Source organism: Bartonella sp. 220B, assembly GCF_026930205.1.
Taxonomy (GTDB): domain Bacteria; phylum Pseudomonadota; class Alphaproteobacteria; order Rhizobiales; family Rhizobiaceae; genus Bartonella.
On record NZ_JANHOI010000004.1, the window covers coordinates 32471 to 49996 of the forward strand.

The following is a 17526-nucleotide window of genomic DNA, read 5'->3' on the forward strand; positions in this document are numbered from 1 at the left end:
GCTCTCTGAAAATGATTTTTCATTCTCCTTGACGCATCAGTCTTTCTATTATCTTCTCACGTCCCAAAAGCGGTAAAAACTTTCCCATTTCAGGTCCATAGTCCATCCCCGTAAGGGCTTGGCGCAATGGCATGAACAAAGCTTTCCCACTACGACCGGTTTTTTCTTTTAATACGGTCGTCCAAACTTTCCAACTTTCATCATTCAATGTACCTTTAGGCAAAAAATTGACTGACTGACGAACAAATGCGCGATCCTCAGGAGTTACAATATCAAAGTGCTGTTCATCATGAATTATTTTCCACCACAAAATAGCATCATTTACTTTGTTAATATTGCCTCTTATCGCCTTCCAAAAACACTCCGCCTTTTCCCCATCAATAGAAAGATTTTGAAGTCGCGTTTTAACCTCCTCATAGGTCAACGCGTGAACAAGATGACTATTCAAAGTCAAAAGATCAGCAATATCAAACTTAGCAACCGATCGTGATGTCTCCTGAAGATTAAAATGCTCTAAAAGTGCTACTTGATGAGGATAGGGATGCACATTTTGCGATGTCCCAATCAAAACAGCAAGGCATTGAACAACTATAGATTCAAATCCTTCTTCTCGTAGAGAACGAATAGAAAGATCATTATCCCGTTTTGAAAGCCCTTTTCCTAAAATTGTCGCCAATAAATTAATATGGCCGAAAACTGGTAATGCTGCACCCAGAGCTTTAAAAAGAGCAATCTGAGCGCCTGTATTTGTAATATGATCATCTCCACGAATAATATGTGTCACAGCCATATCTATATCATCTACGACAGAGGGTAATGTATAAAGGTAGCTTCCATCTTCACGAATTAAAACAGGATCTGAAAGAGAGGATAAATCAATTGTCTGCTTTCCTTTTACTGCATCATCCCAGCAAATTTCTGTTCGCTTTGTTTGTAAAGGATTATCTTCAAAATTAGGAAGAAGAAAACGCCAGTGAGGCTTACGGCCTTGCGATTCAAATGCTTCTTTATCTTCTGGTGTCAATTTTAATGCAGAACGATCATAAATGGGAGGCAATTTTCGTGAAAGCTGGATCTTGCGGCGTCGATCTAACTCTTCTGCAGTCTCATAACAGGGATAAAGAAGACCGCGTTGTTTGAGTGTTTCTGCAACTTCATCATATCGGCTAAAACGCTTAGATTGATAATAAATTTCATCTGGTTGAATACCAAGCCATTCAAGATCAACTGAGATAGCATCAATATATTCCTGTTGAGAGCGTTCAATATCTGTATCATCATAGCGCAAAATAAAGGCTCCATTATGCGCTTGTGCGTAAAGCCAGTTGAACAAGGCAATACGAATATTACCAATGTGAATATAGCCTGTTGGAGAGGGTGCAAAACGAACTTTTATCATAAAACAATGCTCAATTTCTATCGCGAAAACGATTAACAATGGGATAACGACGATCACGTCCGAAATTTTTATGACTGATTTTTACGCCAGGCGCAGATTGTCGTCTTTTGTATTCTGCACCATAAAGAAGCTGTTCAATTTTCTCAACCGTTTCCCGCAAATACCCACGTTTAACAATATCACAAACGCTCATGTCATTTTCTACAAAAGATTGCAAGATATCATCCAGAACAGGATATGGAGGAAGAGAATCTTCATCTTTTTGATTTTCCCGAAGCTCTGCGGAAGGCGCTTTTTCTATAATATTTTGTGGAATAACAATTCCTTCAGGTCCTTCAAAATTTTGCAAGTGGTTTTCATTGCGCCACTCTGCTAGTGCATAAACTTGCATTTTATAAATATCCTTAAGAGGATTAAACCCTCCATTCATATCACCATAAAGTGTTGCATATCCCACAGCCATTTCTGACTTATTGCCTGTTGTTACCACCATGGAGCCAAATTTATTGGAAAGCGCCATCAAGATGGTGCCGCGTACACGACTTTGAAGATTTTCTTCTGTAACATCAGGAGGAAATCCTAAAAAAACGGGCGCCATTGTTTTCAAAAAAGCTTCAACAGGTTGCATAATTGGGATTACTTCATAATGACATCCTAAAAGATGCGCACACTCCTTAGCATCCTTCAATGACTCTTGTGAAGTATAATGATAGGGCATCATTACAGTGCGAACTCTCTCAGTACCAAGAGCATCCACCGCCATTGCCGTACAAAGAGCTGAATCAATCCCTCCTGAAAGTCCAAGAATGACATCCTTAAAGCGGTTTTTATGAACATAATCTCTCAAACCCAAAACACAGGCTTGATAATCAGCAGCGAACCCACTGAGAAGATTTTCATTTGGACCAGAAATACATTGCCATTCTGTCGCTTTCCGTTGCCAATGCGTTAAAGCAATTTGGCTTTCAAAATGTTTCATTTGAAAAACCATTTTACCTTGCCCATTTAACGCAAACGAGCCTCCATCAAAAACGAGTTCATCTTGCCCCCCAACTTGATTAGCGTAAATAACAGGTCTACCCGATTGAAGCGCTTGCACACGAACAACCTCTATTCGTTTTAATGTTTTATTACGAGAATAGGGAGAGCCATTAAGGGCAAGGATAATCTCAGCTCCTTTATCACCAAGCTCTGCACATAGAGAGGGATCATTCCAAATATCCTCACAAATTACTATTCCTAATTTTATCCCGCGATAGAGAATTGGCTCAGGGCGTGGGCCAGGAGAAAATAGGCGCTTTTCATCAAATTCAGCATAATTAGGTAAATCAAACTTATAGCTTTCAGCAATGATCTTCCCTTCATCAAGAAGCATGGCACCATTGTAAATGTTATTATAACGCCTGAGAGGAAGACCAATTATAATGCCTGGTCCCCCTATTGTTACTTTTGCTAATTTTTCAACAGCATCTTCACATGCTTTGGTAAAAGCAGCTTTGAGAACAAGATCTTCCGGCGGATAAGCACTGATAAAAAGCTCCGTGAATAAAACAAGATCAGCCCCCCCTTTCTTCGCTTTTTGATGCGCCATTATAGCAAGAGAAAAATTTCCTTCAATATCACCAACGACAGGATTTAATTGGGCAATTGCTACCCGAAAATCATTTTTCATAAGCCTTTGTATCATTTCATCAGTTTAGTAAGCGTAACTCCGCTCATTATCAAAAATATTTCTTTTTTAATGTTCTTCCATAAACAGTTGAAACAAAAAATATATGCGATTTTTTGTCTAACTATTTGCTGCAAGAGCAAATGAATCAGCATGACGATTTTTTTTAAGAAGTTCCGCAACAAGAAAGGCTAATTCTAATGCTTGATCTGCATTTAACCGTGGGTCACACTGTGTATGATAGCGATCAGATAAATTTTCTACAGAAATGGCGTGTGCTCCACCTGTACATTCTGTAACATCACGACCCGTCATTTCAATATGAATGCCTCCTGGATAAGTTCCCTCCCCATAATGCACGGAAAAAAACTTTTCTACCTCCTTTAAAACATAATCAAAGGGGCGTGTTTTATAGCCATTTACAGTAACCGTATTACCATGCATGGGATCGCACGACCATATCACCTTACGCTTCTCACGCTCAACGGCATGAATCAATTTAGGAAGGTATTGTTCGACCTTATCATGACCAAAACGTGTAATAAGTGTCAATCGCCCCGGTTCATTTTCAGGATTTAAAATATCGATTAATCTTAAAAGCTCATCAGGATCAAGAGAAGGACCACACTTCAATCCAAGTGGATTTTCAATACCGCGGCAATATTCAACATGAGCATGATCAATCTGACGTGTACGATCACCAATCCATAACATATGCCCAGACGTTGCGTACCAATTTCCAGAAGTTGAATCAATCCGCGTCAAAGCCTCTTCATAGCCAAGCAAAAGTGCTTCATGGCTGGTATAGAAAGATGTCTCTCGTAATGAAAAATTCGTTTTTGACGTAATCCCTATAGAACGCATGAAATCAATGGCTTCTGAAATACGCTCTGCCAATAACTCATAACGTGCGCCCTGTGGACTATTAGATACAAAACTTAACATCCATGCATGAACATTTTCTAAATTGGCATATCCCCCTTGTGAAAAAGCACGCAACAGATTCAACGTTGCCGCAGATTGGCGATAAGCCATAGACATTCGTTGTGGATCAGGAATACGAGAATCCGCTTCAAACTCAATGCCATTAATAATATCCCCCCGATAAGAAGGAAGTTCAATCCCTCCTTTACTTTCTGTATCAGAAGAGCGTGGCTTTGCAAATTGACCAGCAATACGACCTATTTTAACAACGGGTTTAGAATTACCAAAAGTTAAAACAATCGCCATTTGTAAAAATACACGAAAAAAATCACGAATGTTATCTGCTTCATGTTCTGCAAAACTTTCTGCGCAATCGCCACCCTGCAATAAAAAAGCTTGGCCTTGTGCAACAGCTGCTAATTCATTTTTCAAATCACGCGCTTCACCGGCAAAAACTAAAGGAGGATAGCTGCGTAGCTTTCGCTCAACATCTGCTAATATAGATTTATCCGGATAATTCGGTACTTGTTTAATTGGCCTTGCTCGCCAAGAGTCAGGCGCCCATTCTTTTATCATTACACTCTCTCCAGAGCTTATACTCACTGTTTGTTATCTTGAAAAATCTATCAATTTTCCCAATATGTCTGTTTAATTTTCTATTTTTTTTCCATTTTTATAGATATAACTTGGTTTATACATTGTTACCAACTCTTCTGCCATCGTTGGATGTACTGCCATCGTTTCATCAAAAACATCCTTCGTCAACTTTCCCTTGAGAGATATCCCTATGAGCTGCGCCATCTCACCAGCGTTCTCCCCTAAAATATGAGCACCTACCACAATCCGGCTTTCACCATCCACAATAAGCTTCATAAACATTTTTTCTAAGCTTCCAGAAAGGGCATTACGCATAGGACGAAAAGCTGTACGATAAATCTCAAGATGCTTATAACGATGGCGTGCTTCTTCTTCTGATAAACCAACCGTTCCAATCTCTGGCTGTGAGAAAACCGCTGTTGTGATCAGATCATAATCAGGTGCAGTAGGGATATTTTCAAACGCAGTCTTCACGAAACACATTGCATCATGAATCGCAACAGGTGTCAATTGAATATGACCTGTGACATCACCAACAGCCCAAATGTGAGGTATGTTTGTTGTCATTCTTTCATCAACAATAACGGCACCCAATTCATTCACTTTAACACCAGCCCGTTCAAGCCCTAAACCTGTTGTATTTGGCACACGCCCCGTTGCCAACATAACCTGATCGGTCGTGATCGTTTGTCCATTTGATAAAACAACGTCATAACAATTTTCACTCGCTTGTACTTTGGAAACTATCGCCCCATAAATAATAGAAATCCCTTTTTCAACCATTGCATTATGAAGCAACTGTCGCAAATCATAGTCAAAGTTACGAAGGATTAAATCACCACGATGAATTAATGTTGTTTTCACACCTAATTCATGAAAAATGTTCGCAAATTCAACACCAATATACCCACCACCAACGATGACTATTGATTTTGGAAGCTCATCAAGATCAAAAATTTCATTAGAAGTAAGACAAAAATTACTGCCTCTGATAGCCGTGTTTGGCGCAATTTTTGCCCCCGTTGCGATTAAAATCTTTTCTGCGCTGACCCGTTTGCCTGTTCCTGTAAGCTCTAATGTATGATCATCCACAAAAACCGCACGGCTTTCATAAATATGAACATTATTATTTTGCAAGCCCTTGCGATAAAGCCCTTCTAATCTTGTTATTTCTTCATTTTTAGCTGCAACTAATTTTTTCCAACTAAAAACTGGGTTAGCGTATTCCCATCCAAAACCAACGCTCTTCCTAAACTCTCTTGCGTATTGTGAAGCATAAACATACAATTTCTTAGGAACACAACCACGAATAACACAAGTTCCCCCTATCCGATATTCTTCTGCGATAGCAACACGCTTTCCAAGACCTCCAGTAAGGCGTGCAGCACGCACTCCACCAGAACCACTTCCAATAACGAACAAATCAAAGTCAAAAGATCTCACGAACTATTCCTTCTCACATGTCTGCAACAATAGGCTATGGTCATTTATAACAAAATGAAAGACCTTTTTGTTTCCAAGTACTCTTTTTTCTACACAGCACTCTCCTTTAAAAAACCTCTTTTTATTAAAAACGGCGGAAAACCCGCCGTTTTTTTTCTAAATAAACTCAAAATCGCACAATTGTTATAATGCCAATCCAACTATTTTTGCTTTTCTGGAGAGCTTGATTTATTAGGTGCAATGGAATTGTTCAAATTAAGTGTTTCAGACATCTCTTTTTTTACATTTTTTATAAGATCCTGCATAAGCGCAGAACGCCATGTATCGAATGTAGCATAAGCATCACGTGCAATATTGGGAACCTCTGTCAGAAACTTCTTACCGGTATCAGAATTGTAGAATGCCGTTATTGCATCAAGCTCTTTTTGCGTGAAATATTTTGCATAAACATGGGCAATCTCTTTCTCTAAATTAGAACGCCGTTTAGCCAAAGCAAGTGCTTGCTTGTCAACAATATCAGAAATAGCAGTTGCTAAATTAGGGTCATCCCTGATGAGTTCATTTTTGAGATCATCTGCTGCATTCGGTAAAAAATTATCAAATTGATCAGTTGCATGAATGGCACGTATAGCCTTTCTAGCTAAATCTAAATGTTGATCGCTCACACCTTGCGCATAAACCATTCCAATATTCATAAGTAAAACGGCAACGACACCTAAATATACGACAAAACGCTGAAAAGAAAATATTGTTTTCATTTAATGATTATCCCGATAATTAATTATAATTCAAATGCGTTATTTATTCAAAATTTCAATACTTTTTATCTACCGTATTGTGCTAACATATCATTATGAAACTGCCTTCTCTAAAAATCAAAAGATTCTAAAATTTTTGTTTGACCATCTGCCATAGCAACAATTGCACGTGAAGCTAATCCTAAAAAAAGACCATGCTCTACAACACCAGGAATTGCAAGAAGCGCTCCTGATAAGAGTTTCGGTTGCAAAATACATCCCCAAAATGCATCAAAAATAAAGTGACCACCATCTGTTTTAAAAGGAGCTTCTCCATTCATCCGTAATACAATTTCTCCAGAAAGCCCTAAATCATCAGCAACTTTTTCGATGGCTCTGCATGTCGCATGCATACCAAACGGATTAACTTCTATTGGCAGTGCAAAAGCACCAAGTTTTTTTACTAGCTTTGTTTCATCAGCAATGACAAACATTGTACGGGATGCAGACGCGACAATTTTTTCATGCAACAATGCCCCACCTCCCCCTTTAATGAGAGACATCTCTGGACCAATTTCATCTGCCCCATCAATATCAAGATCTAGTTCAGACATTTGTTCTAAAGTGCTGAGAGGCACTCCAAATTCATAACAAAGTTGTTCAGAATATCGTGAGGTAGCAACACCTGTTACACGCAGACCATCCGCAACACGCTCACCAAGAAGGCGAATAAATTCATTAACTGTCGAGCCAGATCCGATACCAATCCTCATACCATCTTCAACAAATTCAAGCGCCTTAAGAGCCGCCTTTTTTTTTAAATGCTGAACATTCATTAATATCTTACCTTTGTACCAACCAGTGATATTTAATCAAGACTTACAACTAAAGAGTATCCCATTGTATCAACCTACCATAAAGTTATTTATCACCATTTGATTAAAAAAATGTTCATTTAAAACATAAACCAATAATAAAACAGAATAATTAACAATTTTATCTCTTTATAAAATTTATTGACATTTTCCATAATCAATAAGCCTTTTTAAGTTTTCACTATCAAAAAATTGTTCGTTTCTTTTTAAAAACCGTGAATAATCAGTTAGCTTTTAGAAATTGATAATCCCAAAATAGAAAATTAACAAAGCATAGTCAAAAAATGCGCCTATCATTTTCCATTCTATAGTTCTCTAGAAAAGATGGAGAATGCGATAAGTTATATGATTTTTGTGAATGCTGTCTGTGTATATTCCATGGTCTATAAAACCCCATGGATGACCAAATGATATCGCCATTTTGAGTCATTATAACACTTCCTCGTGATAACAATTGTTGGCGCGTAAATATTATTTTTGCTTTTTTGTCGCATGTTCGATCACTCATTGCAAATGTCTTAATCAGAATGTCTGCTTTAACACATTGATCTGTTTCTCCCTGTAAGACAACTACTCTTAATCCATTTTCTAATAAGGACGCACATACATGATTATTACAAACAAACTGTCCCTTAAACGAAGGACCATATTTCGTTGGTTTAATTGTTTCGTTCACACGAAATGATGTTTCCCATATGGAGGTCGTGAACTGAGAAAATTGGTAACGATCAATATATAATTTCTTTTTATTAATAACACCCACAAGCCTCATATTGTCTGCTATAATTAGTTGTACAGGTGAATGCATCCAGAAAATATAAAAACCAGCTAAAATAAAAAAACCAAAAAAGAACCTGATGGATGTTTTGCAAAAAATCAGTCCAACCAAACCTATACTCAATAAAACCAATGCAGATAACGGCATAAATCCAGGATTCAAATCAGGAGAAATGTTCTTTATAGCGTGAGCAATTTTTATCACAAGACCAACCCCCACACCCATAATTTGAAGTGGCAACCATTCAAGTCCCCAAAACATCGCAAGAACTGCGATTAAACCAAAAGGTATGATGAGGATTGACACTATAGGCAAAGCTAAAGCATTACTGATAATGCTAAAAAATGCAATATTGGAAAAATGATAAGCTGCATAAATTCCGCTAGCAGTTCCCGCTACAAACGAAGATGAACATATTGAAAGTATGGATAAGAAAGCAAAATGAATCACTCCACCTCCAACATAAGAGGGTGTTGTTTTTCTTTTACGAAAAAATGACCGCCCACTCCACCAGTCAAAAGAAGCAATTAAAACTGCGGTTGCAGAAAAAGACATTTGAAAGCTTGGTCCTAATATTTCATGTGGACTAACAGCTAAAGTTATCAAACCCGCAATAGAAAAATTACGCATTGTGATAGCAGAACGATTACACAATACAGCAACCAACATAACTGCAATCATCACAAAACTTCTCTGTGCTGATACGGCCATGCCAGACAATAACAAATAAAAAGCTGTCATTATTAATGCTGCAATAGCAGCAAATTTTTTAGCGGAATAATAGGATGAGAAAACTGGAAAAAGTGCTAAAAAACTACGGATACTGACAAGAACTATGCCACTTAATAAAGCCATATGTAAACCTGATATTGATAAAATGTGCGCTAATCCAGCTGTACGCAATGCTTCGTTTGTATCCTTTGAAATACCTCCCCGTTGTCCCGTTATAAGAGCAGCCGCAACGCTACCCTTTTCTTGATCAAGTACCATATGGATTCTTTGCGTCATGTTCGTTCGTAAATTTTCAATTTTTTGCAGGACTATTCCTAATATTCCATCAGGCTGTGAAACTGATATTTTGGCTGGCTTTCCCAAGAAAATTCCCTGCGCCCCAATTCTTTTAAAATAATTATGGAAACTAAAATCATAACTTCCTGGACGTACCGGCCCAGATAATGCACGCATTTTGACTCTCCCATAAAGTCCATCACCAATTGCCAACCCATATGGTAAATGTCTTGTAGACAAACGAACACGATGAGGCGCATGATATAATACTGGCTTTTCTGTACTCAAAACATCTAGAACTAAACGAAATTCTCCTTTTTGCCTTGATTCAATAGAAAAAATTCTTCCTGTTAACGTGGTGACAATATCGTTGCTCAACATGGGTGTAGAGATACGCCATGTTTCTATTTTTGCAGCCAAAGCACCCAATACAATACAAAACAGAAATCCCGCAATAATCCATATTCTCCGGTAAAAACGCAGAATAAAGAGAATTCCCAAAAAGAAACTCACCAACGCCCCCAATTGTCCCCAACTTGGCTCTCGTTCTAAACTAAAATAAAAAACGATTCCTATGGAGAAAAAGACTAAAATAAACGAAAAAAGAATGCCCAAAGAAGTTTCTTTGTTTATGCAATCTACCAACCACTTCCAGAAAAAAATTATTGCCTCTTTTAAAGGCATAAATAAAAAAATCTTTTGTTTTTTATAGCAATCGTTATTTTGTTCATAAAGGATCGAAAACACATTTTTCCATAGAAAACTCGTGTTTTTTCTTTCTGTTATACTGCTTCTGGATAAACCATCCTTAACTTTATTGTGTTTAAACATCTGCAAATCCCCAACTTTACTTGCAACGCAGCTATTGCACACCCTATCACCTATGCTAACATAATTTTTCCATAGAGTTCTATAAATAACATCTTAATTTTAAAGGAAGATATCCGTGTCTGTTATTACCCGCTTTGCTCCCTCACCAACAGGCTTCCTTCACATCGGAGGAGCCCGTACTGCTCTCTTCAATTGGCTTTATGCAAAACATACTGGCGGCAAAATGCTTCTCCGTATTGAAGATACTGATCGAAAACGCTCGACAGAAGCAGCTGTAAAAGCCATTATAGATGGCTTACACTGGATGGAACTGAGTTATGATGGCGTCCCTATTTCGCAATTTGAACGGGCAGAACGTCATCGCCAAGTTGCTGAACAATTGGTAAAAGATGGCAAGGCTTATTATTGTTATGCTTCTCCTGAAGAATTAGCTGAAATGCGTGAAAATGCCCGCGCAGAAGGACGTCCACCACGTTATGATGGACGTTGGCGAGACCGTGATATTTCTCAAGCTCCTAAAGACATCAAACCTGTTATTCGCATCAAAACACCCCAAGATGGGGAAACAATTGTGCATGACCATGTTCAAGGTGATGTTCGTTTTCCTAATAAAGATCTGGACGACTTTATCATTTTACGTTCTGATGGCTCACCTACCTATATGCATGCTGTCGTCGTTGATGATCACGATATGGGTGTAACCCATATCATACGCGGTGATGATCATCTTACAAATGCAGCGCGCCAAATAATCATCTTCAATGCGATGGAATGGAATATTCCTATCATGGCACATATTCCACTTATCCATGGTGAAAATGGTGCAAAACTCTCAAAGCGGCATGGTGCATTAGGTGTCGATGCCTATCGTACAATGGGATACCTTCCCGCTGCTTTGCGTAATTACCTCGTCCGTCTAGGTTGGAGTCATGGGAATGATGAACTCATGTCACTCGAAGATATGATTTCTTGGTTTGATATTGATGATATTAATAAAGGCGCAGCGCGGTTTGATCTTAAAAAGCTCGATGCTATCAATGGACACTATATACGTACGAGCAATGATCAAGACCTCTTTGATGCTGCTCTTAACATTTTACCAGAAATTGAGGGTGGATTACAAATAATGAAAAGCCTTGATGAAAAAACCCGTGCCCAATTTCTAAAAGCGATACCAAATTTGAAAGAACGTTCAAAAACACTGTGCGAACTCATTGACAATGCCTCTTTCATTTTTGCACAACGACCATTACAGCTTGGTGAAAAAGCACAAATGCTCTTAGATAAAAATGGACAATCCATTTTAAAAGATCTTTATCTTACCCTGCAAGCGTGCCCCTCTTGGGAGTCGAAAACGCTCGATGAGACTCTTCGCTCTTATGCGAAAACACAGGACCTGAAATTTGGATCTATTGCTCAACCACTTCGAGCTGTTCTCACAGGGCGCACCACATCGCTTGGAGTCTTTGATGTTCTTCTTTTATTGGGACGAGATGAATCTCTCAACCGCATCAATGACCAATGCATAAAAACAACATGAACGTAGCTTCTCAATTCAAGAGAAATTTATAGTTCAACCATTAATTTTAAAAAATAATTTGCTGTTTTATACGCTCAATGAGAGAACTGCATACTGTCCTGTAAGATTTTTTCATTTCAATCTCATAATGAATTAGAAAAAACTATGCGCTTGCATAACACACGAGAGAACAATGTTCGAATAAAAACATTTGAGAATAGATGTGGAAATGCCTCTTACAAATCATCTTAATGCAAGAGCAGCGCAATATTGAAAGATGATAAGAATGCTGCCGGCTTATTATTCATAAGTGTAAAGATAATAGAACCCTCTGGATTTTCATTATACCATTCACATACCAATACTTCCATACAAACTAAAAATTATCTTCTCTCTTGAGTTATTAAAATATACATTTTCTAAAATTACAGATAAAAAGCATTTTTTAGATTACATGTGTTATCTTTTAGGGTAAATCCATCCTTCAATACAGGAGGAGAAGCTTCAATTATATGTTTCCCCACTTGAAAAAGCAAAATTTTGATTTTTAGAAACGGAGGATCTGAAAGGAATATATAATGTCTGAGAATAAAACATATATTACAGTGCATAATAAAAAAATAGAGCTTCCCGTACGTAAAGGTACTCTTAGTCCTGACGTTATTGAAAAAGCAAAATCTTGATTTTTAGAAGCGGAGGATCTGAAAGGAATATATAATGTCTGAGAATAAAACATATATTACAGTGAATGATAAAAAAATAGAGCTTCCCGTACGTAAAGGTACTCTTGGTCCTGACGTTATTGAAATTGCTTCTCTCTACAAACAAACCGATACTTTTACTTATGACCCTGGCTTTACATCAACTGCTTCTTGTGAATCAAAAATCACGTATATTGATGGTAATAAAGGAATATTGCTTTATCGCGGTTATTCTATCGAGCAACTGGCTGAAAAAGGAGACTTTCTCGAAAGCTGTTACCTTTTACTTTACGGTGAACTCCCAACAAAACAGCAAAAAAGTGATTTTGACCGCTGTATCATGCAGCATACGATGGTACATGAGCAATTTGCGCGCTTCTTTCATGGCTTCCGTCGTGACTCGCATCCTATGGCTGTTATGGTTGCGTGCCTTGGAGCTATGTCAGCATTCTATCACGACTCAATTGATATTACAGATCCTCAACAGAGAATGATTGCTTCTGTTCGGCTTATCTCAAAAGTTCCCACTCTTGCTGCTATGGCTTATAAATACAGTATCGGGCAAGCATTTGTTTATCCACGCAATGATCTGAGTTATGCTGCTAATTTCCTCCGTATGTGTTTTTCTGTTCCTTGTGAAGAATACAAAACAAACCCTGTACTCACACGAGCAATGGATCGAATCTTTATCCTTCATGCAGATCACGAACAAAATGCTTCTACATCCACTGTACGCCTTGCTGGGTCATCAGGCGCTAATCCATTTGCCTGTATTGCTGCAGGTGTTGCTTGTCTTTGGGGCCCCGCACATGGAGGAGCCAATGAAGCATGCCTAAAGATGCTACAAGAAATAGGTTCTGTTAAGAGAATCCCTGAATTTATTGCACGTGCAAAAGATAAAAATGATCCTTTCCGTCTTATGGGATTTGGTCATCGAGTCTATAAAAATTATGATCCACGTGCAAAAATCATGCAAAAAACCTGCCATGAGGTTTTAAAAGAACTCAATATTCAAGATGATCCACTTCTTGATATCGCTATAGAACTTGAAAAAATCGCCTTAAATGATGAATATTTTGTTGAAAAAAAGCTTTATCCGAATGTCGATTTCTATTCTGGCATTACGTTAAAAGCTTTAGGATTTCCAACCGAAATGTTTACTGTTCTTTTTGCATTAGCACGTAGTGTTGGTTGGGTTGCGCAGTGGAAAGAAATGATTGAAGATCCTGCACAAAAGATTGGTCGTCCTCGCCAGCTCTATACAGGTTATACCATGCGCGAATATGTTCCCATAGAAGAACGTATAAGTTAAATGAAGTTTAAAAACAAACAATGAAGCTTCAATTTACTGAAGCTTCATTGTAAACGATTAAATGGTACAATCTAATAGTATTTTTATAAATCTTGATTTTGAAACCCTTTTTGCAAGTAAGACTACCATAGAAGTTGTACAGAAAATTTTCTGATCATTTTTCTCAATAAATCAATAAAATTACGAATGCTCTTTTTCATACGAGATAATAATAGCAAGAATGAACTTAAATAAATTTTTGCATTGCTCCAAAAGAGCTTACAGATTATAAAAAAGCATGACAGTCTTATATTTTTTCGCTTATCCAATAGGAGACCATAATGAAATTATTAGTAGTAGCTCTTATAATAAGCGCAACACTATTTAATCAATTTGCCAATGCTCAAACGCTGAAAATTGCGAGTGATGCCTCCTACCCTCCATTTAGTTACATTGACTCAAATAATAAACTTCAGGGTTTTGATATTGATATATCTTATGCCCTTTGTCAAAAAATGAATGTCAAATGTATTCTGATCACTCAAGATTTTGAGGGAATGATTCCCGGTCTTCTTGCGAAAAAATATGATGCGATCATTTCTTCCCTTGCTCCTACACAAGAACGCTTGCAAAAGATTGATTTCACAGATCCTTACTACAATACAGAATTGGCTGTTATTGTTAGCAAAAATTCAGAAATTAAAGAAATCTCAGCAGAAGCTTTTAAAGGTAAAAATCTTGGTATGCAATCAAATACAACACAAGCTGCCTATGCAGAAGATCATTATGCCTCAGAAGGGGCAAATATTAAACTTTATCCTACAATCATAGAAGTGAATCGTGATCTTTTAAGCCATCGGCTTGATGTTGTTATCTCTGATAAAATAAAAGCTCTTAATTGGCTTGAAAATGAAGGAAAAGATTGTTGCAAACTTCTAGGAATTTTGAAAGAAAAGAAATTTCCTATTGCAATTGCTCTACGTCAAAACAATAATGATCTCAAAAATAGATTTAATAAGGCGATAAAAGAAATCCGTTTGGATGGAACTTATGATAAAATTATGAAAAAGTATTTTTCGTTCGATATTTATTAAATATCAATATGTATGAGAATTAAACAAATTGTTTCTTTCTAAAAACATTCATATTGATCAAAAGATCTGTTCTATATGTTCTTCGATAGCTAAGATCTTCTTCAGCTTTCATTGGATAGTCTTTTCTCAAAGCTAAATTTTGATTTTTTTTTGAATAAAATGATAAAGATAAATTATCTCATAAAAAATAATATGTAATATGATCAATGAGAAAGTTCTTTCTTCTCTGAAGTTTATGGTAGGGACATTCATAAAAGATTTTCATCGTCATGATATCAAAATGAACACTTCTAAATTTTTTGCGTTGCTCCCAGAAGAGCTTACAGATTATAAAAAACATGACAGTCTTATATTTTTTCGCTTATCCAACAGGAGACCATAATGAAATTATTAGCAGTAGCTCTTATAATAAGCACAATACTGTTCAGCCAATCAGCCAATGCTCAAACGTTGAAAATTGCGAATGAAGGCTCCTATCCCCCATTTAGTTATATTGACTCAAATAATAAACTTCAGGGTTTTGATATTGATATCTCTTATGCCCTTTGTCAGAAAATGAATGTCAAATGTATTCTGATCACTCAAGATTTTGAGGGAATGATTCCTGGTCTTCTTGCGAAAAAATATGACGCGATTATCGCTTCCCTTGCACTCACACAAGAGCGCTTACAAAAGATTGACTTCACAGATCCTTACTACAATACAGAATTGGCTGTTATTGTTAGCAAAGATTCAAAAATGAAAGAAATTTCGACAGAAGCTTTTAAAGGTAAAAATCTTGGTGTGCAATCAAATACAACACAAGCTGCCTATGCAGAAGATCATTATGCCTCTGAAGGGGTAAATATCAGATTTTATCCGACAACAATAGAAGTTAATCGTGATCTTTTAAATCATCGGCTTGATGCCATTATCGTTGATAAACTTCAAGCATTAAACTGGCTCGAAAATGAAGGAAAAGATTGTTGCAAACTTCTAGGAATTTTGGAGGAAACAAAATTTCCTATTGCAATTGCCCTACGTCAAAACAATAATGATCTTAAAAACAAATTTAATAAAGCGATAAAAGAAATCCGTTTGGATGGAACTTATAATAAAATCATAAAGAAGTATTTTTCATCCGATCTGTATTAAATATCAATATGGACTAAAATTGAACAAACTGTTTATTTCTAAAATATTATCTAACTCTTTGTGAGGAGTGCAAGAATGATTGAAAGTTTAGCATTGCTATCATTTAGCAATGGTGGATGGGGTGCAGTTATACTTTCTAGTGCAGGAATAACATTATCACTGGCTTTATGTTGTGGGCTTTTGGGACTGCCTCTAGGACTTCTTGGTGCAGTGATGATTCGATCCAATATTAAGACAGCAAAAGCCATGGCAGCCCTTTTTTCATCAGTATTCCGCGGCTTACCAGAGCTTTTGACCTTATTTTTAGTTTATTATGGCTTGCAAAATATTATTCAAATTGTTCTTGATTACTTTAATATTGAAATAATGTTTAGTATTAACGCTTTTGTCGCCGGTGTTGTTGCACTCAGTATGGTGCTTGCAGCCTTTTCTTGTGAAGTTTGGCTTGGAGCATTCAATGTTTTTGATAAAGGTCAATATGAAGCAGCTAAAGCTCTGGGACTTTCAAAATCCACCACATTTTTTCGTATTGTCTTTCCTCAACTGTTCCGAAATGCCTTGCCAGGACTTTCTAATAATTGGCTTACCCTACTGAAAGATACATCCCTCGTGTCAACCATTTCACTTGTTGATCTCATGCGGCAGACAAATTTAGCAGTTGCTGCAACTGATAAACCTATGCTGTTTTATCTTGTCGCATGCTTACTTTATTTGTTATTTTCAGCGTTTTTTTCTGCAATTCTGCACGCTCTGGAAACATATACTCAAGCAGGATATAGAAAGGTCTTGAGCTGATGATTCCAGAATGGCTTTATTTCCTTTTTAATCCTGCTCTTCTAAACCGTTATGGACTAAAATTTATTGATGGCTTTATTATTACTTTTGAGCTTGTTTTTATTGCTTGCTCTATTGGTTTTTTCCTTGGGATGCTTATTACCTTTGCACGTTTATCAAATAATAGGTTTTTGCAATATTCTGCATATGCTTATGTTTATTTTTTTCGCGGATCTCCTCTACTAGCCCAACTCTTTCTTTTCTACTACGGACTTGGTTCAATGAGTAATTTCTGGCAACAGATTGGCTTATGGTGGTTCTTTCAAAACGCATGGTATTGTTGTCTTTTCATTTTTGCACTCAATTCTGCTGCCTATCAATCTGAAATCTTTAAAGGAAGTTTTCTCTCTGTAAAAATTGGACAACGTGAAGCATCAAAAGCTTTAGGATTGAGTCGCTCTGTAACATTTTTTAGAGTTATTCTTCCGCAAGCAATGGTCATAGCATTACGCCCTTTAGGAAATGAATTGATTTTAATGATTAAATCCAGTGCCATCGCCTCACTGGTTACTGTTTATGACTTAATGGGTATTGCCAAGCTCACTTACTCACGTACATTCGATTTCCAAGTTTACGTTTGGGCCGCTCTTATTTATCTTCTTATCGTTGAACTCATTCGTCGTTTTGTTATTTTTATCGAAAATCGTCTAACCCAATATTTACGGTAAATAAAATGATCGAGAAAACCTTTA

13 protein-coding genes are annotated in these 17526 nt (G+C 37.0%); 6 read left to right on the forward strand and 7 right to left on the reverse strand.

Annotated elements, in window-relative coordinates:
- Positions 1–19: 19 nt before the first annotated feature.
- The 7 genes from gltX (NPX99_RS03975) to NPX99_RS04005 form a co-directional block, all read right to left on the reverse strand.
- Complete coding sequence (gene gltX, locus NPX99_RS03975) at positions 20–1399, reverse strand: glutamate--tRNA ligase (RefSeq protein ID WP_269030609.1); 1380 nt, start codon at positions 1397–1399, stop codon at positions 20–22.
- Between the two features lie 10 nt (positions 1400–1409).
- Entirely contained in the window at positions 1410–3071 is a 1662-nt protein-coding gene (locus NPX99_RS03980; RefSeq protein WP_269030610.1) for an NAD+ synthase, read from the reverse strand.
- Between the two features lie 117 nt (positions 3072–3188).
- A complete protein-coding gene (locus tag NPX99_RS03985; protein ID WP_269030611.1) occupies positions 3189–4568 on the reverse strand; it encodes a class II 3-deoxy-7-phosphoheptulonate synthase in 1380 nt (459 codons plus the stop codon).
- A gap of 72 nt (positions 4569–4640) precedes the next feature.
- Entirely contained in the window at positions 4641–6032 is a 1392-nt protein-coding gene (gene gor / locus NPX99_RS03990; protein ID WP_269030612.1) for a glutathione-disulfide reductase, read from the reverse strand.
- A gap of 200 nt (positions 6033–6232) precedes the next feature.
- A complete protein-coding gene (locus NPX99_RS03995; protein ID WP_269030613.1) occupies positions 6233–6790 on the reverse strand; it encodes a DUF2059 domain-containing protein in 558 nt (185 codons plus the stop codon).
- Positions 6791–6900: 110 nt separating this feature from the next.
- Positions 6901–7605, reverse strand: coding sequence for a ribose-5-phosphate isomerase RpiA (rpiA, locus tag NPX99_RS04000; RefSeq protein ID WP_269030614.1), 705 nt, complete (start codon positions 7603–7605; stop codon positions 6901–6903).
- 316 nt (positions 7606–7921) lie between these two features.
- Complete coding sequence (locus NPX99_RS04005) at positions 7922–10261, reverse strand: ComEC/Rec2 family competence protein (protein ID WP_269030615.1); 2340 nt, start codon at positions 10259–10261, stop codon at positions 7922–7924.
- A gap of 115 nt (positions 10262–10376) precedes the next feature.
- Between NPX99_RS04005 and gltX (NPX99_RS04010) the strand changes: the two genes are divergently transcribed.
- From gltX (NPX99_RS04010) to NPX99_RS04035, 6 genes are all read left to right on the forward strand, one after another.
- Positions 10377–11801 carry a glutamate--tRNA ligase gene (gene gltX / locus NPX99_RS04010; RefSeq protein ID WP_269030616.1) on the forward strand — a complete coding sequence of 475 codons (1425 nt, stop codon included), beginning with the start codon at positions 10377–10379 and terminating at the stop codon, positions 11799–11801.
- 696 nt (positions 11802–12497) lie between these two features.
- The gene (gene gltA, locus NPX99_RS04015; protein ID WP_269030617.1) at positions 12498–13793 is read left to right on the forward strand and encodes a citrate synthase; all 1296 of its coding nucleotides are present in this window, start codon (positions 12498–12500) and stop codon (positions 13791–13793) included.
- 320 nt (positions 13794–14113) lie between these two features.
- A complete protein-coding gene (locus NPX99_RS04020) occupies positions 14114–14866 on the forward strand; it encodes a transporter substrate-binding domain-containing protein (RefSeq protein WP_269030618.1) in 753 nt (250 codons plus the stop codon).
- 381 nt (positions 14867–15247) lie between these two features.
- Positions 15248–16000, forward strand: coding sequence for a transporter substrate-binding domain-containing protein (locus NPX99_RS04025; RefSeq protein ID WP_269030619.1), 753 nt, complete (start codon positions 15248–15250; stop codon positions 15998–16000).
- A 75-nt stretch (positions 16001–16075) separates the two neighbouring features.
- Complete coding sequence (locus NPX99_RS04030; RefSeq protein WP_269030620.1) at positions 16076–16795, forward strand: ABC transporter permease; 720 nt, start codon at positions 16076–16078, stop codon at positions 16793–16795.
- Positions 16795–17502: an ABC transporter permease gene (locus NPX99_RS04035; protein WP_269030621.1), complete on the forward strand. Its 708-nt coding sequence runs from the start codon at positions 16795–16797 to the stop codon at positions 17500–17502. Before NPX99_RS04030 ends, NPX99_RS04035 begins: the two co-directional genes overlap by 1 nt.
- Positions 17503–17526 lie beyond the last annotated feature (24 nt).